The sequence below is a fragment of the Qipengyuania vesicularis genome, assembly GCF_019711415.1.
GTDB lineage: Bacteria > Pseudomonadota > Alphaproteobacteria > Sphingomonadales > Sphingomonadaceae > Qipengyuania > Qipengyuania vesicularis.
This window is the reverse complement of the sequence record NZ_JAIGNJ010000003.1, coordinates 165,491-190,702: the sequence shown is the minus strand read 5'-3', so window position 1 is coordinate 190,702 and position 25,212 is coordinate 165,491. Positions and strand designations below refer to the sequence as shown.

The window sequence follows — 25,212 nt, the reverse complement described above, 5'->3', positions numbered from 1 at the left end:
GTGGCACGCCCCGCTAAGCATATCTTCCGGCTCCTGAAATGGGGCCGCACGCTGGCGAAGCATGGCGCCCTGCGCGGGATCGAGCGGGATCCCAATACGCCTCCGCCGGTCAAGCGGCTGGCACGGATTGCGCGGTTCGGCACGGTGCAGCCCAAGGAGCCGGATTACGCGGGCGCCTTTCGCGATATCGGCCCTGCCGCGATCAAGCTTGGCCAGACGCTCGCCACTCGCCCCGACCTTGTAGGCGAAGATGCTGCGAGAAACCTGCTCAAGCTGCAGGACGATTTGCCGCCGGTCTCATTCGACAAGATCAAGGCCAGCATCGAGGCAAGTTTCGAACAACCGCTCGAAGCGCTCTATTCCCACTTCGATCCCGAGCCCATCGGTGCAGCCTCGATCGCGCAGGTCCACCGCGCGGTCACGACCGAGGGCCGTGAAGTCGCGGTGAAAGTGCTGCGCCCCGGCGTGCGCGAGCAGTTTGCGCGCGATATCGACACCTATGAATGGGCCGCGGCCCATGTCGAGGCGATGGGCGGCGAAGCTGCACGCCTGCGCCCGCGGCTCGTCATCGCCAACTTCAAACGCTGGACCAATCGCGAGCTCGACCTGCGGCGCGAGGCGGCCTCTGCTTCCGAACTCGCCGACCATATGGTCGGCACGGAGAAGTACGAGATCCCCGGCATCGACTGGGACCGCACCAATGGGCGAGTGATGACCATCGACTGGATCGACGGCATCAAGATAAGCAAGGTCGATGAGCTGCGCGCGGCGGGCCACGATACCGAGGAGCTTGCCAGCCGCCTTGTGCTCGCCTTCCTCAAGCAGGCCATCGCGGCAGGCTTCTTCCACGCCGATATGCATCAGGGGAACCTGTTCGTGAAAGCGGACGGGACCATCGCCGCGATCGATTTCGGCATCATGGGTCGGATCGATCGGCGCGCGCGTATGTGGCTGGCGGAAATCCTCTACGGCCTGACGACAGGCAATTACAAACGCGTCGCCGAAATCCATTTCGAGGCGCAATACGTCCCGAGCTACCACAATGTCGACGAGTTTGCGACGGCGCTGAGAGCGGTCGGCGAACCGATGCGCGGCAAGCCGGTGAGCGAGCTTTCGGTCGGCCAGATGCTCGATGGACTGTTCGCAATCACGCGCGATTTCGACATGCAGACGCAGCCGCATTTGTTGCTGTTGCAAAAGACCATGGTGATGGTCGAAGGCATCGCCACCCAGCTCAATCCGCAGATCAACATGTGGGACACTTCGGCCCCCTATGTGCGCAGCTGGATCCGCGACGAACTCGGGCCCGAAGCCGCGATCGCGGACCGCATTCGCGAGGATACCGAGACGCTGCTGCGCATCCCCGATCTCGTGCGTCGGATCGAGGACCGCTTCCCGCCCAAGGGCGGCGCGCCCGAACCTCCACCGCTACCCGAGGTGGAACTGATCATAGGGCCGAACGCGAAGAAAGATCGCAGCTGGTTGCGCTACCTCGTCACTTTCGCGGCGGGCGGTGGCGCAGTTTGGTTTGCGCTTACGCAGGGACTGCTGGGCTAGCACCCCGCCAGGGGAATGTCCTGATCGCCAGCGCGATCACGATCAGGTGCAGCGCCTCGACCGTCATCGGCTGCCACCAGCCGTCATAATCGCCCACCACCAGCAGGTTCACCAGCCGCCCGGTAAAGGCGATGGCAAACAGCGCGAGCGCGGGCCAGAGCACGTCGGCGCGGCGCTTCCATGCGCCGATCCCCATGCTCAATGCCGCCACCCAGAAGAAGGCCGCGAAATCGCCGCGCATGGCCGAGAGGCCCATCGGCGTGGGCGACTGGAGGCCGAAATCATTGCCTGCCGTTGCCGGGTCGATGAAGAAGCTCAGCCCCAGGAACAGGTCGAGCAGCGCGCCCAGCGCAAGCAACGCCGCAAGGATGAAATGCATGGTGAAAGCCCCCTCGTTACCGTTTTCTCAACCATAGGCTGCCAAGGCTAGCCGTCAATTGCGCCGGATTCGGCAGGGCAAAGCCTGCCCGATGGCGCTGGCAATGACGGACAGGGGGCGCTAGCAAGCGCATCGATGACGCAATGGGAATGCACCAGCCGATCCGCGCGGAAGTCTCCGCGCGCTATGAAAACAGCGGAGACGGGCGCGTGAGCGGTCCGAAGATCCTGCTCGTGATCGGGGGCGGTATCGCCGCCTACAAGTCATGCGAGCTCGTGCGGCTGATCAAGAAGGCGGGCGGCGATGTCACCTGCGTCCTCACCGAAGGTGGTCAGCAGTTCGTCACCCCGATGGCGCTCGCCGCATTGTCCGAGAACAAGGTCTATACCTCGCTTTTCGATCTCAAGGACGAGGTCGAAATGGGCCATATCCAGCTTTCGCGGCAGGCCGACCTCGTGGTCGTGTGCCCGGCGACGGCAGACCTGCTGGCCAAGATGACCGCCGGCATTGCCGACGATCTCGCCACCACGCTGATCCTCGCGACCGACAAGCCGGTGATCACCGTTCCGGCAATGAACGTGCGGATGTGGGAGCATTCGGCGACGCAGCGCAATGCCGAATGGCTGCGCCAGGCGGGCGTCACCGTGATGGACCCGGACGAAGGCGCGATGGCCTGCGGCGAATTCGGCCCCGGCCGCCTGCCCGAGCCCGCCGCGATCCTGCAGAAGATTGCCGAAACGCTCGATCTCGATATCGACCTGCCCGAACTTGCCGCTCCCGCGCCGCAGCTCGCACCGCCGACTGATGAGGTGGTTGAGGAAGAGGTCGAGGAAGAGTTCACCGAAGAACTGCCCGAACCCGAGGAAGAGGAAGAAGACCTCTCCGCCCGCTCCGGCCTTGGCAGCCTGCTCAACGCGATCATCCCGCGCAGCACAGCAAAGCGCAAGCAGCAGGAAATCGAGGAAGAGGAAGCATTCGAGGAAGAGGCTTTCGAAGAGGTCGAGCCGGATTTCGACGCGGAAGACTTCGAGGAGCCGGAGTTCAATCCCGACCTTGGCGGATCGCTTCTCGCGAAGAAGGGCGGGGCTGCTGCCGCGCCGCCGACCGACAAGGAAGCGATCAACCACACTGTCGGCAAGCAGGATGCACGCGCCAAGGCGCAGCCTATGCCCGAGGACGTCGAAACGCTCGACCATGGCGAGGCGCTGGCCGCCGATCCGCTCTACGGGCAGGCGATCTTCGATGAGGATCCCGAGCATCGCCCGCTGCACGGCAAGCACGTTCTCATCACTGCCGGCCCGACACGCGAGCCGATCGACCCGGTACGCTATATCGCCAACCGCTCGAGCGGGAAGCAGGGCTTCGCGATTGCCGCCATGGCCGCCGCAGCCGGCGCGCGCGTGACGCTGATTTCCGGCCCGGTCCACCTGCCCACGCCGCTGGGCGTCGACCGGATCGATGTCGAGACGGCGGAGGACATGGCCGAAGAAGTGCGCAATGCGCTCCCCGCCGATGCCGCCTTCATGGTCGCCGCCGTGGCCGACTGGAAGAGCCGCCATGTTGCCGCCGAAAAGATGAAGAAGCGCGGGTCTGCCCCGCCGGCCCTGATCCTGGCGGAAAACCCAGATATCCTCGCCGCCGTAGCTGCAGGTCGCAAGCGTCCGCACCTCCTCATCGGCTTTGCCGCCGAGACCGAGAACGTGGTCGAAAACGCCAAGTCCAAGCGCAAGCGCAAGGGTGCCGATTGGATCGTCGCCAACAACGTCTCCTTCGCGGAAGGCGAAAGCGTGATGGGCGGCGACATGAACCAGGTGCATATCGTCACTTCGAGCGGGGTCGAAAGCCTTGCCGAAATGCCGAAGGAAGAGGTCGCTCGCGAACTCGTCCGCCGTGCCGCCGAAGCGCTCGCAGAGCCGGAGGAAGATCCGCGTGACTGATCCCGTGGGCGTAGAGATCAAGCGCCTGCCGCACGGTCACGGCCTCGACCTTCCCGCTTATGCCACCGATGGCGCTGCGGGGATGGACGTGCTGGCGGCAGAAAGCGTTACGCTGAAGCCCGGCCAGCGCCATGCCGTCGCCACGGGCCTCGCCATGGCCATTCCGCAAGGATTTGAGATCCAGGTCCGCCCGCGCTCGGGCCTTGCGCTCAAGCACGGCATCTCGGTGCCCAATACGCCAGGCACGATCGACAGCGACTATCGCGGCGAATTGAAGATCATCCTCATCAATCACGGGGCGGACGATTTCCCCATCGCCCGCGGTGATCGCGTTGCACAGCTGGTGCTGGCGCCGGTTACGCAAGCGAAATGGACCGAGGTCGAGGAACTCGATGCGACCGAGCGCGGCGAAGGCGGTTTCGGTTCGACCGGCGGCCACGAGAAGCTGTGACCGCTTGACCAGCGGGGTCGCAGGCCCCTAATTGCCTCCATCGCATCCGCGACCTGAAGGATTTATGCCAGAGATTGCCATCCGCTGAGCTGCCCGGCCCGCGTCTGACATGCGGGATGGGCTGACGTGCGCGTTGCAGGGCCAATGCCCGCGGCAGCTGCACACCTGTCCAGCAGATGGAAATCTGACATTGAATATCTCAAAATACGAACAGCGCGTGCTGCACGCGCTCGCGCAGGGTGGACGCATCGAGTTCATCCGCACCACCGGCGGCCGGGTGACCGAAGTCGATTGCTTCAACCGCGATGGCTTCCGTCTCGCCGATTGCACGCTTCCCGTCTTCGACCGGTTGCGCAAGCGGCGGCTGATCCGGAGTGTAAATGGCAACCCCTACCGCATCACGAGGCAGGGCCTCGAAGCGGTTCGGGCACAGCTCGACAATCGCTGATACCGCACAAAAAAGGGCGGCCCGATCCGTGGCCGCCCTTCCTCGGTAGTCCCCGTCCAGACGGGATGTCTTGCTCGCGTCAGTCGATCCGGCGAACGGTGTTTTCCTCTTCCGGCTTGACCGAAATGCGCACCGTCTCGCCCGAATTTCCGGGGAAGTCGGTGAACATGGCCTCGACCAGGTTCGGGACGAGATACTGCAGGCGGTTCGAGGTCGACAGGGCCTGCGCCTTGCCTTCGAACAGCCTCTCGCCGGTTGCCGAACGGTCGATCTTCATGTCGATGCCGCTGGTGTAGACGGTGTAGCTGCGCACTTCGGGGCCGCCGAACCATGGGTCGTAGAAGCCATAGCCCCAGCGGCTGCCGACATAGCCCGTGCGGATCAGGCGTCCGTCGCGCGTGCGATAGTAGCGCGGGCGGTAGAAGGGCGAGTGGCGGTGGAAACCGCGATAGCCATACCAGGGCGAATAGAACGGATCATGGAAGCCCGTGGTGCGCACGCGCTCACGACCGTTGTCGACACCATAATCGAAGCGCACCAGCAGCGATGCATCTTCGGCCGAAGGCGCCTGGACATAGCCGAGGCGCGCCATCTGGCCTTCTACCAAGTCGGCATATTGCGCAAATTCGAGACCACCGGCGAGCGACGGATCGTCGGCCACCACGTAGAAGCTTTCGCCCTCGGGGGCGGGAAGCTGCGTCTGGAAGCGCGAAACATCGGCCTTGAACGGCGTGGCGCAGGCAGCAAGGCCCGCGAGGATCATCGGAACGGAGGCCAGCTTGAGCGCGCGCCCCCAACCCTTGGTACGGGTAGTCATGGCAGTCATCCTTTCGCTTCGTGGCACCGGTCTCGCACGGTTGCGCAATCGCCGTAACACGAAATTGTCATAGTGTCGCCTCGCGCCCGTTCCCCTTGGGCATTCTTCCGGCGAATGATCAGGGTGTTACGCCAAGTGCCATGAACCGGTATTGAATGCCGCGATTCACTTATGTTGCAGGGCGCACGAGGGTTGTCGGCAAGGGGGGAGGAGGGCTAAGGGAGCGCTCGATTCCATTCATCTGCGCCCGATCGTCCGGGCAAAGCGAAGCGAGACCCATGGCAGGCCATTCCAAGTTCAAGAACATCATGCACCGCAAGGGTGCGCAGGATAAGAAGCGTTCGAACCTCTTCTCCAAGCTGAGCCGCGAAATCACTGTGGCGGCGAAGATGGGCATGCCCGATCCGGACATGAACCCGCGCCTGCGCCTTGCCGTCAATGCGGCGAAGAGCCAGTCGATGCCCAAGGACAATATCCAGCGCGCGATCGACAAGGCTTCGGCAGGCGATGCAGAAAACTACGAGGAAGTCCGCTACGAAGGCTATGGCCCGGGCGGTAGCGCGATCATTGTCGAAGCGCTGACCGACAACCGCAACCGCACCGCAACGGCAGTGCGCACGGCCTTCAGCAAGAATGGCGGCAACCTTGGCACCGAAGGCAGCGTCCAGCATGGCTTCGAACGTCTCGGCCTGATCGAATACCCTGCCAGCGTAGGTGACGAAGAAAAGGTTCTCGAGGCCGCTATCGAAGCAGGTGCAGAGGATGTCGAAAGCTCGGAAGACGGTCACACTATCTGGACGGCCGCGGACGATCTCCACCAGGTCGCGGGCGATCTCGAAAAAGCGCTCGGAGAAGCAGAGAACGTGAAGCTTGCGTGGAAGCCGAACATCACCGTCGAAATGGACGAGAAGGGCGCGGGCACGCTGATCAAGCTGATCGACGCGCTGGAAGACGATGACGACGTCCAGACCGTCTGGGGCAATTACGAAATCTCCGACGAGGTGATGGAGAAGGTCGGCTGATCCATCCGTGATCATCCTCGGCCTCGATCCCTCGCTTAGCTGTACCGGCTGGGGCGTGATCCGGGCCGAGGGCTCGCGCATTGCGCATATCGCCAATGGCCAGGTGCCAACCGATGCCAAGGCGCCGATGGCCGAGCGACTGGCATCGCTCCAAAGCGCACTCGCCGAGGTCATCGCCATCCACCGCCCCGACCGCGCCGCGGCGGAAGAAGTCTTCGTCAACAAGAACCCGCAATCGACGCTGAAGCTGGCGCAGGCGCGCGGCTGCGTGCTGGCGGCGTGCGGCGCGCAGGGGCTGCCGGTCAACGAACACGCCGCGCGGCTGGTCAAGAAGGCCGTGGTCGGTACGGGCGGGGCAGACAAGGCGCAGGTACAGGCAATGCTCAAGGTGCTGCTACCTGGCGCCAAGATCGCCGGAGCCGATGCGGCCGATGCGCTTGCCGTGGCTATTGCCGATGCGCATCTTTCCTACGCGCCGCACCCGCGTTAGGCAGGCTCCGACATCGCGCAGGATCGGCTGGAAACAGGCGAAAATGTGCGGTTTATGCGGGTGGGGCCTTTTCTCGCCTGGACCGTGTTCCATCTGTTCCATCCTGTAGGACGATCCAGTGACCATTCACCTCTACGGCATTCCGAACTGCGATACCGTCAAGAAGGCGCGCAAGTGGCTTGATACGAACGGCATCGACTACGGCTTCCACGACTACAAGAAGGAAGGGGCCGACGCGGGCAAGCTTGCGGCATGGGCCGATGCGGTGGGGTGGGAAGTGCTGCTCAACAAGCGCGGCACGACTTTCCGCAAGCTATCCGATGCCGACAAGACGGATATCGACCGCGCAAAAGCGATTGACTTGATGCTGCAACATCCAAGCATGATCAAACGCCCGGTGGTCGAGCATCCGGGCGGGGTGCTGGTCGGCTTCTCGGAAAGCGAATGGGACCTAGTGCTATGCTGAAGCGATTGGTCGCGATCATCGCGCTGGTTCTTGGACTGCCTGTGGCAGCGCAGGACCCGCTGGTTATCGCCCATCGCGGCGCAAGCGGTGAGCGGCCCGAGCATACTTTGGCCGCCTATGAACTCGCGATCGACCAGGGCGCGGATTATATCGAACCCGATCTCGTGGTGACCAAGGACCTCGTGCTAGTCGCACGGCACGAGAACGAGCTTTCGGACACGACCGATGTGGCAAGCCGCGAGGAGTTTGCGGATCGCCAGCGGTCCAAGACAATCGACGGCCAACTGGTGAGCGGCTGGTTTGCAGAGGATTTCACGCTCGCCGAACTGCGCACGCTGCGAGCCAAGGAGCGCCTGCCCGGATTGCGCCGCGCCAATGCGCGCTTCGACGGACTCTATGGCGTCCCGACCTTTGCCGAAATCGTGCAGCTCGTGCGTGCGAAGGAGGCCGAGACGGGCCGCACCATCGGCCTCTATCCCGAGCTCAAGCACCCCCATTTCCTGCTACAGGAGGCGGGAATCGACAGTGTCGACCTGCTGGTGACGGCACTCCGCGAGGCGGATCTCGACGATGTCGATGACGCGGTGTTCATCCAGAGCTTCGAAGTCGCTCCGCTACGGCGCCTCGACCGGCTGGTCGATGTGCCACTGGTCCTGCTCGTCAAGCCCGGCGCGGGTCCGGCGGATGAACCTGCGTTGCGTTATGAAGACATGGTCTCGCCGAGCGGCCTTGCCGAGGTAGCAGGCTATGCCGATGCGATCGGGGCGGACATGCGCATGTTGCTGGCACCCGACGGGAGCTCCACCGGCGTGATCGAGGCGGCGCATGAGGCAGGTCTCCAGGTCCATGCATGGACGCTGCGCAAGGAAAACGCCTTCCTCCCCGCGCCCTTCCGCAAGGACGGAGGAGAGGGCACGGCGGGAAACCTGCCTGCGCTTGTCTTGCTGGCTTCGGCTGCGGGGATCGACGGGCTATTTACCGACGATCCCGCCGTGGTGCTCAGCGCGCTCGGGCGGTGACGATGTAGTTCAGCGAGAGGTCGTCCGAGAGGTGCAGGCCCTTCATTGGCGAGAAGGCGATGCCGCGTGGCTCACCCATGTCGAGACCCGCGACGGCGAGGATGTCGGACAGTTCCTCGGGTGTAATGAAATCGTCCCAGTGATGGGTGCCCTTGGGGATCAGGCCAAAGCCTTCGGCCGCCCCGATCATGAGGGCGCGCGAGCGGGCGGTGCGGTTGGGAGTGGAGAGGACCATCAGCCCGCCAGGTGCGAGCCTCGCCGCCAGTTCGTTCGCGAAGGCCTGCTTGTCGGCAACGTGCTCGATCACCTCCATCGCCGTGACGAGGTCGAATGTACCGATGTCATGGCTGGCCAGTTCGCCCGCCATGTAGCGGATGTCGAGGCCCGCCCGCTCGGCATGGATGGCGGCAGCTGCAGTGTTCTCGGGTGCGGCATCGACGCCGGTCACATCTGCGCCAAGCCGCGCCAGCGGTTCGCACAAAAGGCCCGCGCCGCAGCCCACGTCGAGCGCGCTCCTGCCGGCCAGCGGCCTCGTGTCACGCACATCGCCCGCCCAGTGCAAGTCGATCGCGTCGCGCAGGAAACCGAGCCGCACCGGGTTGAGCTTGTGGAGCATTGCAGAGGAACCCTTCGGGTCCCACCAATCCTTCGCAAGCTTGCCGAAATGCGCAGCCTCATCGGGCCGGATCGTTTGGCCTGCCGAAGTATTGCTTGCATGGCTCGTGGTTGCATCGCTCATGCCGCGTGGCTAGCAGCCTCAGGGCAACCATTCCAGCACGGAGAATTCCTCGCTTGGCCCGTATCGTGATGAAATTCGGCGGCACCTCCATGGCGGGGACCGAACGCATTCGCCGCGTCGCCAACATCGTGCGCAAGCAGGCTGCCGGTGGCAATGAAGTTGCAGTGGTCGTCAGCGCCATGGCGGGCGAGACCGACCGGCTGGTCAATTTCTGCCGCGAAGCCAACGCGCTTTACGACCCGGCGGAATACGACGTGGTGGTGGCGAGCGGTGAACAGGTCACTTCGGGCCTTCTCGCCCTCACGCTGCAATCTCTGGGCTGCAAGGCGCGCAGCTGGCTCGGCTGGCAGCTCCCTGTCCGCACGATCGAGGCACATGCCAAGGCGCGCATCGAAGGCATAGACGCCGATGACCTGGTGGCCTCGATGGAAGCGGGCGAGATCGCAGTCATCCCCGGCTTTCAGGGCCTGTCGGACGATGGCCGCATCACGACACTTGGGCGGGGCGGTTCAGACACCTCGGCCGTTGCAGTTGCTGCGGCTGTGAAAGCGGACCGCTGCGACATCTACACCGATGTCGACGGCGTCTACACCACCGACCCGCGGATCGTCGCCAAGGCGCGCAAGCTGAAGGCGGTTACCTACGAGGAAATGCTCGAGCTGGCGAGCGTGGGGGCCAAGGTGCTGCAGACCCGCAGCGTGGGCCTCGCGATGAAAGAGGGCGTGCGCGTGCAGGTCCTCTCCAGCTTCGTGGGCGACGACGCCGTCCCCGCAGATGAGCTTCCGGGCACGATGATCGTGTCGGAAGAAGAAATGATCGAATTGGTGGAGAAGGGCGAAGTGGAACGCCAGCACGTAACCGGTATCGCGCATGACAAGAACGAGGCCAAAGTCATCCTCACCCGCGTGCCCGACAAGCCGGGCGCAGTGGCGCATATCTTCGATCCGCTCGCCAAGGCGGGGATCAATGTCGACATGATCATCCAGAATGTCGGCCGCGACAAGGGTGAGACCGACGTGACCTTCACCGTCCCGCAAGCAGACCTCGCGCGCGCCCAGGCGCTGCTCGAGGACAAGCGTGACGAGATCGGCTACAACCGCCTGATCACCGACAGCCAGATCGCCAAGATCAGTGTCGTGGGCGTAGGCATGAAGAGCCATGCGGGTGTCGCCAGCACCATGTTCCAGGCGCTCGCCGATCGCGGCATCAACATCCAGGCGATCACGACCTCAGAGATCAAGGTCAGCGTGCTGATCGACGAGGACGAGACAGAGCTTGCCGTCCGCGTGCTGCACACTGCTTACGGCCTCGATGCGGCGGATGAGGCGGCCTAGGGATCGGCGATGAGCCACACGGCCAAAATCCTCCTTCTCGGATCGGGCGAACTCGGCCGCGAGTTCGTGATCTCGGCCAAGAGGTTGGGCGCCTATGTCGTGGCCTGCGATGCCTATGACGATGCGCCTGCCATGCAGGTGGCGGATAGCCGTGAAGTCTTCTCCATGCTCGATGGGGACATGCTGCGAGCGGCTGCGGAGAAGCATCGGCCCGACTATATCGTCCCGGAGATCGAGGCGATCAGGACGTCCGTACTCGCAGAACTGGAAGAAGAGGGTTTTACGGTCGTTCCCTCTGCACGCGCCGCGCAGCTGACCATGAACCGCGACGCGATCCGCGATCTTGCCGCGAACGAACTGGGCCTCAAGACCTCGAAATACCGCTACGCCAAGAACTTCGACGAAGTGCGCGCGGCAGCCGAGCACACGGGTTTCCCATGCGTGATCAAGCCGGTCATGTCGTCCAGCGGCAAAGGCCAGAGCACCGTCCGCGAGGAAGGTGCGCTCGAGGAAGCGTGGGATTATGCATGCGCGAACATGCGCGGCGACAGGCAGCGCGTGATCGTCGAACAGTTCGTCGATTTCGATTACGAGATCACCCTGCTGACAGTGCGCCACAAGGGCGGGGTCACGTTCTGCCCGCCGATCGGCCACCGGCAGGAACGCGGCGATTACCAGGAAAGCTGGCAACCCACGCCAATGAGCGATGAGGCCATTACCAGTGCGCAGGACATGGCGCGCAAGGTGGTCGACGATCTCGGCGGCCATGGCCTGTTCGGTGTCGAGTTCTTCGTGAAGGGTGAAGAGGTGATTTTCTCCGAACTCAGCCCGCGACCGCACGACACCGGCATGGTGACGTTGGTGAGCCAGAACCTCACCGAGTTCGACTTGCATGCCCGCGCCGTACTCGGTTTGCCAGTGCCTGCCGAACTGCGCGCCCGCCCCTCCGCCAGCGCCGTGATCCTCGCCGAGCGGGATAGTGCGCAACTTGGCTACGACGGCCTCGCCGAAGCGCTATCCGAAACCGGCACGGACCTTCGTATCTTCGCCAAACCCACCAGCCGCCCCTATCGCCGCATGGGCGTGGCGCTGGCCACCGCGGGTGATACCGAGGAGGCCCGCCGCAAGGCCCGGGATGCTGCCCACAAGGTGCGCATCGTCTACGGCGACTGAGCAAGCCGCTTGCCGTAGCGTTCGGCGCGCCTTAAGCGCCCCTCGTATGACTACTTACCCCAAGACCGACCGCCTGATGCAGCGCGGCGCAGAATTCCTCGGTTCGAAATATGCGATCCTGTGCGGCGCGATGAGCTGGGTGTCGGAACGCAATCTCGTCTCCGCCATCTCCAATGCCGGGGGCTTCGGCGTAATTGCCTGCGGTGCGATGACGCCTGAACTGCTCGAAACCGAAATCGCCGAAACGCAGAAGCTCACCGACAAGCCGTTTGGCGTGAACCTCATTACCATGCACCCGCAGCTGTTCGACCTGATCGAGGTCTGCGACAAGGCGGGTGTCAGCCACGTCGTGCTGGCTGGCGGTATCCCGCCCAAGGGCAGTGTCGAGGCAATCAAGGGTGGCGATAACCCGGCAAAGGTCATTTGCTTCGCGCCCACGCTCGCGCTCGCCAAGAAGCTGCTGCGTTCCGGTGCCGATGCGCTGGTGATCGAAGGCATGGAAGCAGGCGGTCATATCGGCCCCGTATCGACCAGCGTGCTGGCGCAGGAAATGCTCCCCGAGCTTGCCGAAGAGCACCTAATATTCGTGGCTGGCGGCATCGGGCGCGGTCAGGCCATTGCGGGCTATCTCGAAATGGGCGCGGCGGGCGTCCAACTTGGCACGCGTTTCGCCTGCGCTACCGAGAGCATCGCGCATGAGAATTTCAAGAAGGCATTCTTCCGCGCCAGTGCCCGCGACGCGGTCGCCAGCGTGCAGGTCGATCCGCGATTGCCGGTGATCCCGGTTCGGGCGCTCAAGAACAAGGGCACCGAGGAATTCACGCGCAAGCAGATCGAGGTGGCCGGCGTCCTGGATCGCGAGGAAATCGCGATGGACGAGGCCCAGCTGCAGATCGAGCATTACTGGGCAGGCGCGCTGCGCCGCGCGGTGATCGATGGCGATGTCGAGAACGGCAGCCTGATGGCCGGGCAGTCGGTCGGCATGCTGAAAGCGGAAGAGCCGGTGGCCGACATCATCGAAAAGCTGATGGCACAAAGCGAAGAGGCGCTCACGCGCAGGTAGGATGGCGATCCATTCGCTCGATCTCGATGTCGCGATATACCGCGACAGGGTGCAGGTGACGCACCGCGGGACCGAGACTTTCGTCGATCAGCGAGCCGAATATCCCTTTTCGTCGGAAAGCTCGCTGGTCGCTCATCCGAGGTTTCTCGAAGACACGATCGTCCGTGCGATCCGCAAGATCCTGAGCGAAGGCGGTTTTTCGCTTCGCCATCCGATTGCCCATGTCGTGCGATGTGAGGGTACACTGATCGATGCCGATCGCGCGGTCATCAAGGCCGCGCTGCATGAAACAGGTATTCGTGAGGTCGTGTTCGAGAGCGACGACTGACAAACACTTCTTGACCGCGGCGTAGGGCTTTGACCTTGCCGCGCGGCCTACCGAACCGGCACAACCTACCCATGTCCGAACCGCTTGTCCTCACACTGTCCTGCACCGATCGCCCCGGCATCACCGCGCGCGTTACCTCGTTCCTGTTCCAACAGGGCGGCAATATCCTTGAGGCACAGCAGTTCAACGACCGGGCTTCGGACGCCTTCTTCATGCGCGTGGAATTCGATCCGAGCGAAACGCATCGCGACACGATCCGCACGGGCTGCGCCCAGCTCGCTGCCGAATTCGGGATGGATTGGAAGCTGTCGTTGCGCGATCGTCCGCGCCGTGTGCTGATCATGGTGAGCAAGTTCGATCATTGCCTTGCCGACCTGCTCTATCGCTGGCGCATCGGCGAAATGCCGATGGAGCCGGTGGCAATTGTCTCCAACCATCCGCGCGAGGCAATCGAGCACACGCCGCTCGGGGACATTCCCTTCCATCACTTGCCGATCACCCGCGAAACCAAGGCCGAGCAGGAAGCGCAGGTACGCGCGCTTGCAGAAGAGTATGACGCCGAGCTCGTGGTGCTCGCCCGCTATATGCAGATCCTGTCAGACGAGCAGGCCGCGCATTTCTCGGGGCGGTGCATCAACATCCACCATTCCTTCCTGCCCGGCTTCAAGGGCGCGAAACCCTACCACCAGGCCTATGAGCGCGGGGTCAAGATGATCGGCGCGAGCGCGCATTATGTGACCGCCGACCTCGACGAAGGGCCGATCATCCACCAGGCCGCCGAACCGATCAGCCATGCCGACAGCCCGGATGAACTGGTGCGCAAGGGCCGCGAAATCGAAAGCCGCGTGCTGGCCGAAGCGGTACGGCTCCACCTCGAGGAGCGCGTTCTCCTCAATGGCCAGCGTACCGTCGTCTTCAGGGGCTGACTTGCGCGCCCGTGCCGCGCGCCCTTGTCGATACTCCCTTCCCTGCTACGCTCGTCCGCAAACGAGGTGGTGGAGAGACTGCGATGTGCGATCAGGAACAAGTGGCCCGCTGGGCGAAAGGCCGCCTGACGCGGCGTGGATTCGGCAGTGCGGCCATGGCGGTAGGAGCTGCGGCCTGCGCGTCCAATGCGAGCGAAACGACCGAAAGGCTCAACGATCTCTCCGAAAGTACCGTCGCGATCACCACCGCTTCCGGCACCATGGATGGATTCTTCGTCCGTCCGATCGAAGGCGTGAACAAGCCCGTCCTCCTGTGGCCCGATATCGCGGGGCTGCGCGAATCCAAGCGTGCGATGGCGCGGCGTCTTGCCGACGAGGGCTATGCGGTGCTGGTCGCCAATCCCTATTACCGCGATGTTGCGGGCGAACAATTCGCCGATTTCGCGGATTTCGCGGGCAATGGCGGCTGGGAGAAGGTCACTCCCTGGCGCGCCAAGCTCGATGCCGAGGCCATTCAGAGCGATGCTCGCGCGGTGGCTGGCTGGTTCGCCGAGCAACCCGGTGTCGACCAGTCCGCAGGAATCGGCACGCAAGGCTATTGCATGGGTGGTCCCTTCACCGTGTGGAGCGTTGCAGCGCACGAGAAATTCCGGGCTGCGGCAAGTTTCCATGGCGGCGGGCTGGTGCGCGACAGCGACATGAGCCCGCACCGCATGCTGCGTGAAAACGCACACTACCTCATCGCCATCGCGCAGAACGACGATGCGAAGGACCCTGACTCCAAAAAGGAGTTTCGCGAGGCTGCGGATGCGGTGGGCGCCAATGCGGAAATCGAGGTCTACGCAGCCGATCATGGCTGGTGCGTGCCCGACAGCCCCTCCTACGACCGCGCAGAAGCCGAGCGTGCCTGGACCCGCCTGCTCGCGACCTATTCGAAGGCACTCTAGGCGGATTTCATCCGGTTTCGCTTCCCCCGATAGGCAAGCCGCGCTAGCATCGGCGCAGGATTGATTTGGGGGGTTGCTATGGATCTGCTCGTATTCGCTTTCGCGATACTCGTCTTCGTCTTCATTTTCCTGGCGATGGGCGTGCGCGTGGTCAAACAGGGCTATGTCTACACGATCGAGCGTTTGGGCAAGTTCACGCTGGCTGCCGAACCGGGCCTTCACCTCATCATCCCCTTCATCGACCGCGTCGGCCAGAAGGTGAACATGATGGAGCAGGTTCTCGACATTCCCGGCCAGGAAATCATCACTGCGGACAACGCCATGGTCGGCACCGATGCGGTGGTGTTCTTCCAGGTCCTCGATGCGGGCAAGGCGGCCTATGAAGTGTCGAACCTCTACAACGCGATCATGGCGCTAACCACCACCAACCTGCGTACGGTCATGGGTTCGATGGATCTCGACGAAACGCTGTCCAAGCGTGACGAGATCAACGCCCGCTTGCTTTCGGTGGTCGACCACGCGACCTCGCCCTGGGGAGTGAAGATCACCCGCGTCGAGATCAAGGATATCCGTCCGCCGATGGACATCTCCGAGGCGATGGCACGCCAGATGAAGGCGGAACGCCTGAAGCGTGCCGAAATCCTCGAAGCAGAAGGTGACCGCGCTTCGCAGATCCTGCGTGCCGAGGGCGAGAAGCAGTCGACCATCCTGGAAGCCGAAGGGCGCCGCGAAGCCGCCTTCCGCGACGCCGAAGCGCGTGAGCGCGAAGCGGAGGCGGAAGCCAAGGCGACCCAGGTCGTCAACGATGCCATCGCAGGATCGGGCGGCCAGGCGCTCAACTACTTCGTGGCGCAGGAATACACCAAGGCAGTGGGCAAGTTCGCCACCAGCCCCAATGCCAAAACGATCCTGTTCCCGGTCGAGGCCACGCAGCTCATCGGTTCGCTCGGCGGAATTGGCGAACTCGTGAAAGACATTACCAGCGACGGACCGTCCTCTCCGCCTCCTCCGCCGGCGCCTCGCCCCACGCCCAGCGTGCCTCGTAGCGGTCCGGGAGCTGCACGATGATGGAATGGCTCAGTTCGCTCGATCCGTTCTGGATTTGGCTGGCGATCGGCCTGCTCCTGGCCACGGCGGAAATCCTCATCCCGGGCTTCTTCCTGATGTGGCTGGCCGGCGCTGCCATGCTGACAGGCATCGTTGCGCTGCTCTTCCCCGAGGCGGTCCTGCTCCAGGTTGTCGTCTTTTCCATTCTGTCGATCGTGATGGTCTTTGCAGGGCGAAACTATGTCCGCCGCAATCCGATCGTCGATGCCGATCCCAAGATGAACCGGCGCGGCATGCGGCTGGCGGGTGAGACCGCCACGGTTGTCACAGCGCTCGATGGCGGCACGGGTCGTGTGAAGCACGGCGACAGCGAATGGCTTGCCAAGGGCTGCGATGCGGCAGTGGGCGAACGCGTCAGGATCAGCGGCAGCGATGGTGCCGTGCTGATCGTGGAAAAGATCGAAGATTAGGCTCGCATCAGGCCGACAAGCGCGGTTCGAAACGGCCGTGCTTGCGGAACCGCGTCATCCACTTGTCGAGGAACAGGCCGAGCGGCTTGGGTTCGATATCGAATTTCTCAAAGCCGGGATAATCTCCGCTGGCGACATTGCCCTGCTTGAGCAGGTTCCACTGGTCGCTGCCCATCGGTGTGCCCGGTAGGGCGGCAAAAGTTGCCGACAGGGCATCGGGCATCGGCAGGAATGTGCGCTTGCGACGTTGGGCATCGGCAATGCGCTGGTTGACCTCCAACATCGACAGCGCTTCAGGCCCGCCCAGCTCGTAGGTCTTGCCGCCATGCGTACCGGGATTTTCGAGGGCCTGCGCGATCGCCTCGGCCACATCGTCGACATAGACGAGCTGCAGTTTCGCTTCGGGACCGAAAACCGGCAGCACCGGCAGCTTGGAAATCAGCTCACCGAACATGTTGAGGAAGTTGTCGTCCTTCCCGAAGATGATCGAGGGGCGGATGATCGTCGATTTCTTGAACGCCTCGCGCACGCGCCGCTCGCCCAGATGCTTGGCGCCCGCATAGGCATTGTCCGTGTCCTCATCCGGTTCGGCAGCGATCGCGCTGACATGCACGAAACTGCTGGCGCCAGTTGCCTTCGCTGCCTCGGCCATCCAGCCGGGCGCCTCGCCCATCAGCTTGTAGAGATCGCCGTCGAAGCTGCCGACGAGGTTCACCACCGCATCGGCGCCATCGATGCAGCGTTCGACGCTGCGGCGGTCGGTTGCATCCATCCGTACGAACTGCAGCTGGCCGAGGTTGGCAAGCGGCTTGAGCTTGAAAGCAGCCTGCGGATCACGACCGCAGATCCGCAGCCGGGCGCCGCGCGACAGCAGCGCCTGCGCTACGTAATTGCCTAGGAATCCGGTGCCGCCCATCAGGACCACCATCTTGCCGTTCAATGCGCCGCTCTTAGCCATGTGTCTCGTCTCGAATATGCGAAGTGGGGATTCGTCGGGTGCGCCCTAGCCATAACCGGCGAGCGCCTGCAAGCGTTCCGCGCGCGCCGCGACCAAATAGCGTTGACAAGCCCCGCGCCGCTTCGCTAGTGGCGCGCGCCTACCACGGGTGCGGACTCGGATGATCCGCAAATCCCGTAAGTGTGCCCAGATGGCGGAATTGGTAGACGCACCGTCTTCAGGTGGCGGCGCTCGCAAGGGCGTGGAGGTTCGAGTCCTCTTCTGGGCACCATCTTCTTTTCAGAGAAACACATTGGGGCAAACTGTTCGCTCCAATCCCGAAGTCCATCGGAGTGTTCGTCTTCGATGACTCTTGCGACCCCAGCGGCATCGAGTAATCGGCCCCGTATTCCCTATCTCTAGATCAGTTCACTCGTATTGATGGCATCGCTGCCAGCAGGGAGGGAGAACAGCATGCCGTCCTCGCCAACCACCAGATCTCCATCGAAGCGATTTTCCGCATCGCCCAGGAGAGCGGGATAGAGGTATTTGCTCGGTAGCGGCGGGACGAGGTGGGAGAGCACGAGCATGCGCGCGCCCGCCAGCTGCGCGCTATCGGCGGCATCTTCGGGCGATGCGTGATAATCTTGGATGTCGACCATGATCTTCGCGCCCGAGGCGTTGCCCGAGGCGGCCAGTTGCGTCTCCATCTCCGCGACGAGGGCTGGCTGGAGCGCCTCGTGCACGATCAGTTCGGCACCCTTGCAGGCGCGTTCGAGGTTGGTCGATTTCGCTGTGTCCCCGCTGATGCAGAGCGAGCGGCCCTTGTAGTCGAAGCGATAGCCGACCGCCGGATCGACCGGCGCATGCTGGACCTTGAATACCGTGACCGTCAGCCCGTCCCTTTCGAGAACCACGACACTGTCGCCCGCCATGTCGAAGACGCGCGCTTGCGCCCCGCCGCCGGTCGAGGGAGCGACGTCCTCACCGTGATGCGCAGTGCGATAAGTGTCGTCGGTCGCATAGGCGGCGTTGAAACCGTCTACGATCGCCTCGACCCCGGAAGGCCCGTAGACCTGCAAGGGAGAGGTGTTCGTTCCGCGGATCCAGAAATTGAGCATGAGCGGCCCAAACCCGTCGATGTGATCGGAGTGAAAATGGGTGAGCAACAGCGCATCGAGCCTGCCTACATCGACGCCCATCATCGCGAGGTTCCTGACCCCGCCCTCCCCAATATCGACGACGAAAACCTGCTTGCCAGCGACCACGAGGTTGCACGGGCCGGCACGGTCGGGATTGGGCATGGGCGAACCGGTTCCGCAAAGTCCGACGTGCAAGCCATCCTCTAGCGCTGCGAGGCTATCGCGCCCGTTGTTCTGCTCGACCGCACGCTTGAACAGGGCGGTGCCAATCTGAGCCTGGAACGCGATCGCGGCGACCAAGGCGAACGCGACGAGGCCCGCCAAAATGATCCCTGCCTTTTTCACCATCGAGCCTTCCCCCTCTTCCAGATTACCTGCGCCCAACAAGGATGAGGCGCAAGCTTTTGTCGGGCTGTACTAGGTTGCAAGCATTGCAGGTTGTCGGCGCGCTTGATCTCCCGCTATCATCGGAGAAGGAGATTAGGGGCGGGAGCGCGCTATCAGGCGCGCCAAGGGGAGACACGCGATGCGGCCAGTGGGCAATCTGAATTTCGGTGGAATGCTGCTTGCGGCTTGTCTCGCCTTGACGGCCTGCGGGCAACGCGAAGCGGGCGGGATCGACGGCGAGACTTTGCGCAACGCTGATGCTGACGATGCCAACTGGATTACGCATGGCCGGACCTATTCCGAACAGCGCTTTTCGCCTCTCGAACTGGTCAACGAGCTCAACGTGGGCGATCTGGGCCTCGCTTGGTTCGCCGACATGGATACGGCGCGCGGCCAGGAAGCGACGCCGCTGGTCATCGACGGCAAGCTCTACCTCACTACCGCATGGAGCAAGGTGAAGGCCTATGATGCCGTATCCGGCGAACTGCTGTGGGAATTCGATCCCGAAGTTCCCGGCGAAACGGGGGTCAAGGCCTGCTGCGACGTGGTCAATCGCGGGCTAGCCGCATGGGGCGATAGCCTGTTCTTCGGCACGCTCGACGGAAGGCTGATCGCGCTCGATCGCGAGACAGGTGCCGTCGAGTGGGAAACCGTCACTTTCGACCAGTCCGAGAACTATACCATCACCGGTGCGCCGCGTGTGATCGATGGCAAGGTCTTCATCGGCAGCGGGGGCGCGGAGTTCGGGGTGCGGGGCTATCTCGCCGCCTATGACGCGAGCAATGGGGAGGAGTTGTGGCGCTTCTATACCGTGCCTGCCGGCGACGAGGATGACAGCTCGCCCGCCTATCTCCAGCGCGCCGCTGAGACCTGGCATGGCGATGTCCTCGGCAGTGAAAGCGGCATCGGCGGTGGCGGCACCGTGTGGGATTCGATGGCTTACGATCCTGAGCTCGACCTGCTCTATTTCGGGGTGGGCAATGGCTCGCCCTGGAACCGCGCCTATCGCAGCCCCGGGCCCGACGGGAAGGGCATGGGCGATAACCTCTACCTGTCCTCAATCGTCGCGGTCCGCCCCGACACGGGTGAATATGTCTGGCATTACCAGACCACGCCAGGCGAGACCTGGGACTACACCGCGACCCAGCACATCATCCTCGCCGATATGGAAATCGAGGGTGCTGCGCGCAAAGTCCTGGTGCAGGCCCCCAAGAACGGGTTCTTCTATGTCCTCGACCGCGCGACCGGCGAGTTCATCAGCGCCGAACAATATATCCCGCAAACCTGGGCGGAGGGAATCGATGAGAACGGTCGCCCGATCGAGAACCTCGAGGCGCGGATCGATGTGACGGGCGAGCCGGCGATGATCCTGCCCAGTCCGCTGGGCGGCCACAACTGGCATCCCATGGCCTACCACCCGGGCGAAAACCTGGTCTATATCCCGGCCTTCGAAGCCGCATCGGTCTACGCACCCGAAGCCGACTGGAAGCCCGATCCGCAAAGGGGGATCAACATCGGTTTCGACGTTGCTGCCAGCAATCTGCCTGCCGATCTGGGCATCAGGCGGCAGCTTTACGGCACGGTACGCGGCAAGCTGCTCGCCTGGGACCCGGTTGCGCAGAGAGCGCGCTGGGAAGTGGAGCATCCCGGCCCTTGGAACGGCGGCATCCTCGCCACCGGCGGTGGTCTCGTGTTCCAGGGCAACGCCTCGAGCGAGTTCGCGGCCTATCGCGCCTCGAACGGCGACAAGCTCTGGAGTTTCGACGCGCAGACCGGCATCGTCGCTCCCCCCATCACCTACAGCGTAGGAGGCGAACAATATGTCGCAGTCCTCGCAGGATGGGGCGGGGCCTTTGCGCTCATCACAGACGGCAGGTTGATCGACGATGCGCGGCCGGTTCGCAACATCAGCCGCCTGCTGGTATTCAAGCTCGGGGGGAACGGGCAACTGCCCGAGATACCTGCGCTGGCGAAGCTGCCGCTCGACCCGCCTCCCAGCCGGGCGAGCGCGGCGACCATTTCCCTCGGGAGCACCAAGTATGCCCGCTACTGCGCAGTCTGCCACGCCCCTGCTGCGGTCGGCACCGACTACCTGCCCGATCTTCGCCGCAGCGGGACGCTGAGCAACAAGACGGCGTTCCTGGCGGTAGTCCACGACGGCATCCTCAAGGACAACGGCATGGCGAGCTTCGCCGGGTCGCTGACCAAGGAAGAGATGGACGCTATCCGCGAGTACATCATCGCGCGCGCGAATGAGGACAAGGCTGCCGGGGTGAACTGAACGAGCGCCTAGGTCGTCGGGACGCGCCACCATTTCTCATTGGCGAGGTACCAGTCGATGGTCTCGGGGAGCGACTGCATGAACTCGCGGCGCGGCGAATAGCCGAGCTCTCTGCGGGCCTTGTTGTCGTCGACCGAATAGCGGCGGTCATGACCCGGACGATCCTCGACGAAGGTCACCAGCCGACCGGTTTTGCCTCCATGTGCTGCGGGACATGCAGGGTAGCGCTCTGCCAGCTCAGGGCGCTCGTAGAACATCCGGTCGATATGGGCGCAAATCGCCTCGACGATCTCCACGTTGGGCAGTTCGGTGCCACCGCCCAGATTGTAGCTCTCGCCGACAGCGCCCTTGTCGAGACAAAGCTCGATCCCGCGGCAGTGATCTTCGACGTGGAGCCAGTCGCGCCGGTTGAGCCCGTCACCATAGATCGGGATTTCCCTGCCCTGCAGCGCGCAGAGCAGTGTCAGCGGAACCAGCTTTTCGGGATATTGGAACGGGCCGAAATTGTTCGAGCAACGGCTGGTCGTGACCTCGAGACCATAGGTCCGATGATAGGCGCGCACGAGGTGGTCGGAGGCTGCCTTCGACGCGGCATACGGCGAGTTCGGTGCCAGCGGTGAATTCTCACCGAAAGGCGGATCATTGGCCCCTAGCGAACCATAGACCTCGTCAGTCGAGATATGGTGGAACCGGTGTGGACTTCCGCTGCCTTCGTCGAGCCACACGGCCCTTGCAGCCTTGAGCAGGCTGTGGGTGCCGACGACATTGGTCTCGATGAACGCATCCGGCCCGGCGATGGACCGGTCGACATGGGTTTCTGCGGCGAAGTGGACGATCGTCTGGATCGCATGGTCGCGCAGGAGGCGCTCGACGAGGCCGGTATCGCGAATGTCGCCCACAACCAGCTCGGCTTGCTCGACGCCTGCAATGGTCGAAGCATTGCCCGCGTAGGTCAGTGCGTCGAGAACGACCAGGCGATCGGCCGGATGGCGTGGGGACCAATAGTGGACGAAGTTTCCGCCGATGAAGCCTGCACCGCCGGTGATGAGCAGGTTGGCCATCAGGACTAGCTCGCCCTAGTTCCCGAGCGTGCCTGCATTGGGCTCGATGAGCGTTCCGGCACGCTCGTCGGCGCGCAGGATCGAGGGTTGCAACTCCGGTCCTGCCGGACCCGAGTCCACCAGCGGACCCGTGGCACGATCGTCTTCGAACAACGGGCTTGGGACGATCGCAGTCTCTGCCCCGGACGGGGCGATCTCTTCGATCAGGGCGTCGGTCTCTGCAAGTTCTGCCAGTTCATCCGCCATCGGCTGCTGGCGATAGGCGGCCCGTCGCCCCCAGGAGCCGGGGAAGCGGTAGAAGTAATGCATCCCTACCCGCTTGATCTTGGTGAGGTTGAAGGCCCACTTGGGAACGACGTATTCGGCATGGTAATGCGTGGCCATTCCGACCGAAGGTTCGACGGACCCGGACAGGGCGGCCTGGGCAATCTGGCGCGCTTCGTCCCACGCCCAGCGCTGCGGGCTGCGTGCCTCGCTTCCGTCGCAGGTGAAGGTGAACTGGCATCCCGTCCGGCGGGCCGAACCCTCGTAGACGACTTCGCAGACGGAGGCGGGATAGGCTGGGTGGCGGACCCGGTTCAGGACAACCTGTGCGACCGCACGGCGCTCTTGGTCGGACTGGAAGCCGGCCTCGTAATAGACGGCCGACGTCAGGCAATCGACTGCGCGCTTGCGAAACAGCGGATTGGACACGAAGCTTTCGAGATGCAGCGGCACAGCCGCCTCGATCGGATCGCTGGAGAAGGGGATCCGTTCGTTTTCCGCCATTGCCGTGTCGGCGGTCAGTTCGAGCAATTCATCGTCTTCGGCCGCCGCGCGCAGTTGCTGCGTGGGCACTTCGGGCGTGGTGGGTATCTCGACCCGCGCTGTCGGCCCTCTTGTGTTCAGCAGGACCATAGCCAGGGCGGCACCGGCCAGGAGGAGCAGGACGCAAAGAAACGCCATCCTCGCTGCCGGCGGCATTGCACGCTTGGTCACGCCCAGTTTTCCCATGGTGGTAATTGATGCTTACCTTTTGTGTTTTACGCAATATAACGTTTTCGGGATCTCGGGCGGGTATCAAAGCTGGACAGACTGGCGATCACCCTTGCCTGGGACGGGCGAAGCAATAGGATTTCCGCAAGTAGACGTGGATATGCCTCTTGCGTCGAGGGCGATGAAATAGACCGAACATGGCAACTCTAGTGGAAGATACCGAGCAGAGATCGGGCGGCTCGCCCGGCGCATTCTGGCGCGATCCCCTGGCAGTGATCCTCGTGGCGGCATTGGTGATATTTGCCGCTCCGACCATGTATTTCGTGGTGAGCGAGACCTGGACCGGCGAAACCGGCGCGCATGCACCCATCATCCTGGCGACCGGGCTCTGGCTTCTCTACGACACCTGGAAGAATGAGCGCGAGGTCTTTGCGGCGGCACCTGCCGTCGTGCCGTGGGGTCTCCTGGCGATATTTGTCCCATTGTTCCTGTTCGCCAGGATCACCGGCATCGTCGAGATCGAAGGCTACGTTATGTACGCCTGCCTGATCGCGGTCCTGCTCAGCATTGTGGGGATCGAAGGCATCAAGCGCCTGTGGTTCCCGCTGCTTTACCTGGTCTTCGTATTCCCGCCGCCCGAAACCGTCGTCGCGGCAATCACGCTTCCGCTGAAGATGTGGATCTCGCAGGCCGCCGTGTGGTTCCTGCAGCTGGTCGGCTATCCGATCGGCGGCATCGGGGTGACAATCAATATCGGGCAGTACCAGCTGCTGGTTGCGGCAGCCTGTGCCGGTCTGAACACGATCATTTCGCTATCCGCGATCGCCCTGTTCTACATCTATGTGCGGCACAAGGCGGAACCCGCCTACTTCCTGATGCTCGCCCTGTTCGTGCTGCCGGTTGCGATGTTCGCGAACTTCATTCGCGTATTGATCCTTATCCTGCTTACCTACCATTTCGGGGAGGCCGTGGGGCAGGGTTTCATGCATAATTTCGCCGGGCTGTTCATGTTCGCACTCTCGCTGGTGTCGATCTACCTGCTCGACGAATTCCTCCACCCGCGCTGGGCGAGGCGGCGCGCTGCGAAGCTGGAAGGGGAGAGCGATCGTGACGCGTGATGGAGATACGGATACTCGCATGAACGGGGTGCGGATCACACGGCGACAGGCTCTGATGGGGGGTGTCCTCGTTGGCGCGTCTGCCTTCGCCTACTCCCGTATGCCCGAGGCGAACAATCCCGTTATCGATCAGGACTCCTTCGTAAGCTGGGTCCCGAACAATGTCGGGAACTGGCGCGATACCGGCATGGGCGATGTCGTGCTTCCGACCCCGGATTCGCTGTCCGGCCGGCTCTACGACAACCTCGTGACACGCACCTATGTCCAGGACCGCCAGGTGATCATGCTGTCGATGGTCTACAACAATATCCAGGATGGCATGATCCAGGTGCACCGGCCCGAGGTCTGCTACCCTGTGGGCGGCTTCGAATTGTCCGACGGCAAGGAAACGACCCTTGCCATGGGCGGCGAGAAGGTTCCCGCGTCGCGCTTCACCGCGGTCGGTCGCGGCCGCGTCGAGCACATCGAATACTTCACTCGCGTAGGGAAGGAATTCCCGCGCACATGGACCGAACAGAAACTGTCGGTGATACGGGCCAATCTGCGCGGTGTCATACCTGACGGCATGATGGTACGCCTGTCGAGCATCGATCCCGACGAGAACAGGGCCTTCGCATCGCTGCAGGACTTTGCCAGCGGCTTCTTCGAAGCCTCCGCAGAGCCCCTGCGCAAGCTGATGGTCAACGTATAGAAATTCA

26 protein-coding genes and 1 tRNA gene are annotated in these 25,212 nt (G+C 63.2%); 20 read left to right on the top strand and 7 right to left on the bottom strand.

The window, feature by feature from the left end; all coding sequences use genetic code 11:
- Nucleotides 1–1,557 carry a 2-polyprenylphenol 6-hydroxylase gene (gene ubiB / locus K3146_RS09750; RefSeq protein ID WP_221546100.1) on the top strand — a complete coding sequence of 519 codons (1,557 nt, stop codon included), beginning with the start codon at nucleotides 1–3 and terminating at the stop codon, nucleotides 1,555–1,557.
- On the opposite strand, the gene K3146_RS09745 is transcribed toward ubiB, so the two are convergent.
- On the bottom strand, nucleotides 1,535–1,936 hold the full coding sequence (locus tag K3146_RS09745; protein WP_221546099.1) for a hypothetical protein: 402 nt from the start codon (nucleotides 1,934–1,936) through the stop codon (nucleotides 1,535–1,537). The genes ubiB and K3146_RS09745 overlap by 23 nt on opposite strands.
- 149 nt (nucleotides 1,937–2,085) lie before the next feature.
- On the opposite strand from K3146_RS09745, the gene K3146_RS09740 reads away from it, so the two are divergent.
- The 3 genes from K3146_RS09740 (at nucleotide 2,086) to K3146_RS09730 (ending at nucleotide 4,772) form a co-directional block, all read left to right on the top strand.
- Entirely contained in the window at nucleotides 2,086–3,873 is a 1,788-nt protein-coding gene (locus tag K3146_RS09740; RefSeq protein WP_345724324.1) for a bifunctional phosphopantothenoylcysteine decarboxylase/phosphopantothenate synthase, read from the top strand.
- Entirely contained in the window at nucleotides 3,866–4,324 is a 459-nt protein-coding gene (gene dut, locus K3146_RS09735) for a dUTP diphosphatase (protein WP_425594596.1), read from the top strand. Before K3146_RS09740 ends, dut begins: the two co-directional genes overlap by 8 nt.
- A gap of 190 nt (nucleotides 4,325–4,514) precedes the next feature.
- Nucleotides 4,515–4,772, top strand: coding sequence for a YjhX family toxin (locus K3146_RS09730; protein WP_221546097.1), 258 nt, complete (start codon nucleotides 4,515–4,517; stop codon nucleotides 4,770–4,772).
- A gap of 79 nt (nucleotides 4,773–4,851) precedes the next feature.
- Here K3146_RS09730 and K3146_RS09725 read toward each other — a convergent pair whose 3' ends face one another.
- Nucleotides 4,852–5,589, bottom strand: a complete 738-nt coding sequence (locus K3146_RS09725; protein WP_247711191.1) for a DUF4136 domain-containing protein — start codon at nucleotides 5,587–5,589, stop codon at nucleotides 4,852–4,854.
- Between the two features lie 278 nt (nucleotides 5,590–5,867).
- Here K3146_RS09725 and K3146_RS09720 point away from each other — a divergent pair, with 278 nt between their 5' ends.
- The 4 genes from K3146_RS09720 to K3146_RS09705 all read left to right on the top strand — a co-directional run bounded on the left by K3146_RS09720 (nucleotide 5,868) and on the right by K3146_RS09705 (nucleotide 8,586).
- Nucleotides 5,868–6,611, top strand: coding sequence for a YebC/PmpR family DNA-binding transcriptional regulator (locus K3146_RS09720; RefSeq protein WP_221546096.1), 744 nt, complete (start codon nucleotides 5,868–5,870; stop codon nucleotides 6,609–6,611).
- A gap of 7 nt (nucleotides 6,612–6,618) precedes the next feature.
- Nucleotides 6,619–7,101, top strand: a complete 483-nt coding sequence (gene ruvC, locus K3146_RS09715) for a crossover junction endodeoxyribonuclease RuvC (RefSeq protein ID WP_221546095.1) — start codon at nucleotides 6,619–6,621, stop codon at nucleotides 7,099–7,101.
- 118 nt (nucleotides 7,102–7,219) lie between these two features.
- Nucleotides 7,220–7,567, top strand: a complete 348-nt coding sequence (locus tag K3146_RS09710; RefSeq protein WP_221546094.1) for an ArsC family reductase — start codon at nucleotides 7,220–7,222, stop codon at nucleotides 7,565–7,567.
- Nucleotides 7,561–8,586: a glycerophosphodiester phosphodiesterase family protein gene (locus K3146_RS09705; RefSeq protein WP_221546093.1), complete on the top strand. Its 1,026-nt coding sequence runs from the start codon at nucleotides 7,561–7,563 to the stop codon at nucleotides 8,584–8,586. The genes K3146_RS09710 and K3146_RS09705 overlap by 7 nt, the downstream gene beginning before the upstream one ends.
- Here the strand turns inward: K3146_RS09705 and ubiG are convergent.
- Nucleotides 8,567–9,325, bottom strand: coding sequence for a bifunctional 2-polyprenyl-6-hydroxyphenol methylase/3-demethylubiquinol 3-O-methyltransferase UbiG (gene ubiG, locus K3146_RS09700; protein WP_221546092.1), 759 nt, complete (start codon nucleotides 9,323–9,325; stop codon nucleotides 8,567–8,569). The genes K3146_RS09705 and ubiG overlap by 20 nt on opposite strands.
- A 53-nt stretch (nucleotides 9,326–9,378) precedes the next feature.
- Between ubiG and K3146_RS09695 the strand changes: the two genes are divergently transcribed.
- From K3146_RS09695 to K3146_RS09660, 8 genes are all read left to right on the top strand, one after another.
- Nucleotides 9,379–10,659 (top strand): aspartate kinase, encoded by a 1,281-nt coding sequence (locus tag K3146_RS09695; protein WP_247711190.1) that lies wholly within the window; start codon nucleotides 9,379–9,381, stop codon nucleotides 10,657–10,659.
- A gap of 9 nt (nucleotides 10,660–10,668) precedes the next feature.
- Nucleotides 10,669–11,832: a formate-dependent phosphoribosylglycinamide formyltransferase gene (purT, locus tag K3146_RS09690; RefSeq protein ID WP_221546091.1), complete on the top strand. Its 1,164-nt coding sequence runs from the start codon at nucleotides 10,669–10,671 to the stop codon at nucleotides 11,830–11,832.
- A 46-nt stretch (nucleotides 11,833–11,878) separates the two neighbouring features.
- Nucleotides 11,879–12,895 carry an NAD(P)H-dependent flavin oxidoreductase gene (locus tag K3146_RS09685; RefSeq protein WP_221546090.1) on the top strand — a complete coding sequence of 339 codons (1,017 nt, stop codon included), beginning with the start codon at nucleotides 11,879–11,881 and terminating at the stop codon, nucleotides 12,893–12,895.
- A gap of 1 nt (nucleotide 12,896) precedes the next feature.
- The gene (locus K3146_RS09680) at nucleotides 12,897–13,223 is read left to right on the top strand and encodes a hypothetical protein (RefSeq protein ID WP_221546089.1); all 327 of its coding nucleotides are present in this window, start codon (nucleotides 12,897–12,899) and stop codon (nucleotides 13,221–13,223) included.
- Nucleotides 13,224–13,294: 71 nt separating this feature from the next.
- On the top strand, nucleotides 13,295–14,149 hold the full coding sequence (gene purU, locus K3146_RS09675) for a formyltetrahydrofolate deformylase (protein WP_221546088.1): 855 nt from the start codon (nucleotides 13,295–13,297) through the stop codon (nucleotides 14,147–14,149).
- A gap of 83 nt (nucleotides 14,150–14,232) precedes the next feature.
- Nucleotides 14,233–15,096 (top strand): dienelactone hydrolase family protein, encoded by an 864-nt coding sequence (locus tag K3146_RS09670; protein WP_221546087.1) that lies wholly within the window; start codon nucleotides 14,233–14,235, stop codon nucleotides 15,094–15,096.
- 78 nt (nucleotides 15,097–15,174) lie between these two features.
- A complete protein-coding gene (locus K3146_RS09665; RefSeq protein ID WP_221546086.1) occupies nucleotides 15,175–16,164 on the top strand; it encodes an SPFH domain-containing protein in 990 nt (329 codons plus the stop codon).
- Nucleotides 16,161–16,613, top strand: coding sequence for an NfeD family protein (locus tag K3146_RS09660; RefSeq protein WP_345724163.1), 453 nt, complete (start codon nucleotides 16,161–16,163; stop codon nucleotides 16,611–16,613). The genes K3146_RS09665 and K3146_RS09660 overlap by 4 nt, the downstream gene beginning before the upstream one ends.
- A 7-nt stretch (nucleotides 16,614–16,620) precedes the next feature.
- On the opposite strand, the gene K3146_RS09655 is transcribed toward K3146_RS09660, so the two are convergent.
- On the bottom strand, nucleotides 16,621–17,571 hold the full coding sequence (locus K3146_RS09655) for a complex I NDUFA9 subunit family protein (protein WP_221546085.1): 951 nt from the start codon (nucleotides 17,569–17,571) through the stop codon (nucleotides 16,621–16,623).
- A 184-nt stretch (nucleotides 17,572–17,755) separates the two neighbouring features.
- On the opposite strand from K3146_RS09655, the gene K3146_RS09650 reads away from it, so the two are divergent.
- Nucleotides 17,756–17,842: transfer RNA gene (locus tag K3146_RS09650), tRNA-Leu, on the top strand.
- 127 nt (nucleotides 17,843–17,969) lie between these two features.
- Here K3146_RS09650 and K3146_RS09645 read toward each other — a convergent pair.
- Complete coding sequence (locus tag K3146_RS09645) at nucleotides 17,970–19,040, bottom strand: MBL fold metallo-hydrolase (RefSeq protein WP_221546084.1); 1,071 nt, start codon at nucleotides 19,038–19,040, stop codon at nucleotides 17,970–17,972.
- Between the two features lie 178 nt (nucleotides 19,041–19,218).
- Between K3146_RS09645 and K3146_RS09640 the strand changes: the two genes are divergently transcribed.
- The gene (locus tag K3146_RS09640) at nucleotides 19,219–21,360 is read left to right on the top strand and encodes a PQQ-dependent dehydrogenase, methanol/ethanol family (protein WP_221546083.1); all 2,142 of its coding nucleotides are present in this window, start codon (nucleotides 19,219–19,221) and stop codon (nucleotides 21,358–21,360) included.
- 8 nt (nucleotides 21,361–21,368) lie between these two features.
- On the opposite strand, the gene rfbB is transcribed toward K3146_RS09640, so the two are convergent.
- Both rfbB and K3146_RS09630 read right to left on the bottom strand, forming a co-directional pair.
- Entirely contained in the window at nucleotides 21,369–22,421 is a 1,053-nt protein-coding gene (gene rfbB / locus K3146_RS09635) for a dTDP-glucose 4,6-dehydratase (protein ID WP_221546082.1), read from the bottom strand.
- A gap of 15 nt (nucleotides 22,422–22,436) precedes the next feature.
- On the bottom strand, nucleotides 22,437–23,399 hold the full coding sequence (locus K3146_RS09630) for a cell wall hydrolase (protein ID WP_345724160.1): 963 nt from the start codon (nucleotides 23,397–23,399) through the stop codon (nucleotides 22,437–22,439).
- A gap of 194 nt (nucleotides 23,400–23,593) precedes the next feature.
- Here K3146_RS09630 and xrtV point away from each other — a divergent pair, with 194 nt between their 5' ends.
- Together xrtV and epsI are read left to right on the top strand one after the other, a co-directional pair.
- Nucleotides 23,594–24,514: an exosortase V gene (xrtV, locus tag K3146_RS09625; RefSeq protein WP_221546081.1), complete on the top strand. Its 921-nt coding sequence runs from the start codon at nucleotides 23,594–23,596 to the stop codon at nucleotides 24,512–24,514.
- Nucleotides 24,504–25,205: an exosortase-associated protein EpsI, V-type gene (epsI, locus tag K3146_RS09620; RefSeq protein WP_221546080.1), complete on the top strand. Its 702-nt coding sequence runs from the start codon at nucleotides 24,504–24,506 to the stop codon at nucleotides 25,203–25,205. Before xrtV ends, epsI begins: the two co-directional genes overlap by 11 nt.
- Nucleotides 25,206–25,212: the final 7 nt, after the last annotated feature.

Coding starts and splice junctions, on each gene's coding strand:
- purT (WP_221546091.1), top strand. CDS start 10,669: ATGAGCCACACGGCCAAAATCCTCCTTCTCGGATCGGGCGAACTCGGC.
- K3146_RS09680 (WP_221546089.1), top strand. CDS start 12,897: ATGGCGATCCATTCGCTCGATCTCGATGTCGCGATATACCGCGACAGG.
- K3146_RS09745 (WP_221546099.1), bottom strand. CDS start 1,936: ATGCATTTCATCCTTGCGGCGTTGCTTGCGCTGGGCGCGCTGCTCGAC.
- K3146_RS09665 (WP_221546086.1), top strand. CDS start 15,175: ATGGATCTGCTCGTATTCGCTTTCGCGATACTCGTCTTCGTCTTCATT.
- K3146_RS09685 (WP_221546090.1), top strand. CDS start 11,879: ATGACTACTTACCCCAAGACCGACCGCCTGATGCAGCGCGGCGCAGAA.
- K3146_RS09640 (WP_221546083.1), top strand. CDS start 19,219: ATGCGGCCAGTGGGCAATCTGAATTTCGGTGGAATGCTGCTTGCGGCT.
- K3146_RS09645 (WP_221546084.1), bottom strand. CDS start 19,040: ATGGTGAAAAAGGCAGGGATCATTTTGGCGGGCCTCGTCGCGTTCGCC.
- K3146_RS09670 (WP_221546087.1), top strand. CDS start 14,233: ATGTGCGATCAGGAACAAGTGGCCCGCTGGGCGAAAGGCCGCCTGACG.
- purU (WP_221546088.1), top strand. CDS start 13,295: ATGTCCGAACCGCTTGTCCTCACACTGTCCTGCACCGATCGCCCCGGC.
- K3146_RS09705 (WP_221546093.1), top strand. CDS start 7,561: ATGCTGAAGCGATTGGTCGCGATCATCGCGCTGGTTCTTGGACTGCCT.
- K3146_RS09660 (WP_345724163.1), top strand. CDS start 16,161: ATGATGGAATGGCTCAGTTCGCTCGATCCGTTCTGGATTTGGCTGGCG.
- rfbB (WP_221546082.1), bottom strand. CDS start 22,421: ATGGCCAACCTGCTCATCACCGGCGGTGCAGGCTTCATCGGCGGAAAC.
- K3146_RS09655 (WP_221546085.1), bottom strand. CDS start 17,571: ATGGCTAAGAGCGGCGCATTGAACGGCAAGATGGTGGTCCTGATGGGC.
- ubiG (WP_221546092.1), bottom strand. CDS start 9,325: ATGAGCGATGCAACCACGAGCCATGCAAGCAATACTTCGGCAGGCCAA.
- K3146_RS09720 (WP_221546096.1), top strand. CDS start 5,868: ATGGCAGGCCATTCCAAGTTCAAGAACATCATGCACCGCAAGGGTGCG.
- K3146_RS09725 (WP_247711191.1), bottom strand. CDS start 5,589: ATGACTACCCGTACCAAGGGTTGGGGGCGCGCGCTCAAGCTGGCCTCC.
- K3146_RS09740 (WP_345724324.1), top strand. CDS start 2,086: ATGCACCAGCCGATCCGCGCGGAAGTCTCCGCGCGCTATGAAAACAGC.
- xrtV (WP_221546081.1), top strand. CDS start 23,594: ATGGCAACTCTAGTGGAAGATACCGAGCAGAGATCGGGCGGCTCGCCC.